The sequence below is a fragment of the Streptomyces durbertensis genome (assembly GCF_014156695.1).
Classification (GTDB): domain Bacteria; phylum Actinomycetota; class Actinomycetes; order Streptomycetales; family Streptomycetaceae; genus Streptomyces; species Streptomyces durbertensis.
This window is the reverse complement of record NZ_WMLF01000749.1, coordinates 1-1,401: the sequence shown is the minus strand read 5'-3', so window position 1 is coordinate 1,401 and position 1,401 is coordinate 1. Positions and strand designations below refer to the sequence as shown.

The 1,401-nt window shown below is 70.2% G+C and carries 2 protein-coding genes; both read left to right on the top strand.

Features of this window, described 5'->3' with window-relative positions; all coding sequences use genetic code 11:
- Window positions 1-156 precede the first annotated feature (156 nt).
- Window positions 157-528: a hypothetical protein gene (locus GL263_RS26510; RefSeq protein ID WP_182858274.1), complete on the top strand. Its 372-nt coding sequence runs from the start codon at window positions 157-159 to the stop codon at window positions 526-528.
- A 9-nt stretch (window positions 529-537) separates the two neighbouring features.
- Window positions 538-1,401: glutathionylspermidine synthase family protein (locus GL263_RS26505; RefSeq protein ID WP_182858273.1), on the top strand; the 864-nt coding region annotated here is incomplete at its 3' end.

Below are 1,401 nucleotides of genomic sequence, written 5' to 3'. Positions count from 1 at the left end.
ACCCCGCGGACACCCGCCGCCCAGGAGACCTGAAACCCGCGCCCAGGCCAGGGAGTTAACGCCGCCGGACCAACGCACACCGGCTGGCGGACGACACCCCGCGCTTGCCCTATCCTCTCCTCGTACACCACGTGGCTGCTTGGGGGAGGCCCGGTCATGGCTCTGCGCAGAATCCGTTCGAGCACGGTTGTGCTCGGCGGCATGGGAGTGCTCGCCGCGGCGTTGACGTCCTGTTCGTCCGAACCGGACAAACGCTGCGTGGACCGCGGCAGCTACGACTACGTCCGGGGCTACCGGGAGGTCGGCGACCGCGCGTGCTCCGGAACCTCCGGCGGCTCCGGAGCCGGCGGCTCCGGCGGCCAGCGGAGCACCGGCGGCTACGGCTCCGGCGGCACCGACGGCCAGTGGTACTACGGCGGGAAGAGCAGCGGCGGCTACGTCAACGACGGTTCGTTCGTCCGCAGCCGGGCCGTGGACCGGGGCGGCTTCGGCTGCTCCGGCTCCGGCTCCGGAACACGAGGCGGCTGAGACGGCCTGATGCGACGCCACGTCACAACACCGCGCCCGGGCTGGCAGCAGACGGTGGAGAAGCAGGGCTGCGTCTACCCGCTCACCCGCTACCCGGACGGCTCCCTGCGCCCGTACTGGGACGAGAGCGCCTACTACTCCTTCACCCTGGCCGAAGTCGAGGCCCTGGAGGAGGTGGTGGAGGAACTGCACACGATGTCGCTCGCCGCCGCCGAGCACATCGTCACCGAGGACCGCTTCGCCGACCTCGGAATCACCGACGGCCGTGTGGTCGCCCGTGTCACCGAGTCGTGGCGCCGCCGCGCCGAACTGCCCTCGCTCTACGGCCGCTTCGACCTCCACTACGACGGCCGGGGGGCGCCCAAGCTCCTGGAGTACAACGCCGACACCCCCACCTCCCTGGTCGAAGCCGCCTCACCGCAGTGGTTCTGGATGGAGGAGCGCTTCCCCGGAGCCGACCAGTGGAACTCCCTCCACGAGCGGCTGGTGGACGCCTGGCGCGCCCAGGCCGCACTGCTCCCGCCCGGCGCCCCCGTCCACTTCGCGCACTCCTGGGACGACGAGATGGGCGAGGACCTGATGACGGTCGCCTACCTCCAGGAGACCGCCGAACAGGCCGGCCTCGAAACGGTGTCGATCGCCATGGAGGAGATCGGCTGGGACCGCCTGTCCGGCCGCTTCGTCGACCAGCGACTCCGCTTCATCCGCTCGTGCTTCAAGCTCTACCCGTGGGAGTGGATGGTCGAGGACCGCTTCGCCTCCCAGGTGCTGGACACCCTCGACAACGGCGGCGGGAGCGGCAGCACACTCTGGATCGAACCGGCCTGGAAGATGCTGCTCTCGAACAAGGCACTGCTCGCGATACTCTGGGAG

What these genes read in the sequence shown, in the direction of transcription:
- GL263_RS26510 (WP_182858274.1), top strand. Translation starts at nt 157, where the DNA reads ATGGCTCTGCGCAGAATCCGTTCGAGCACGGTTGTGCTCGGCGGCATG.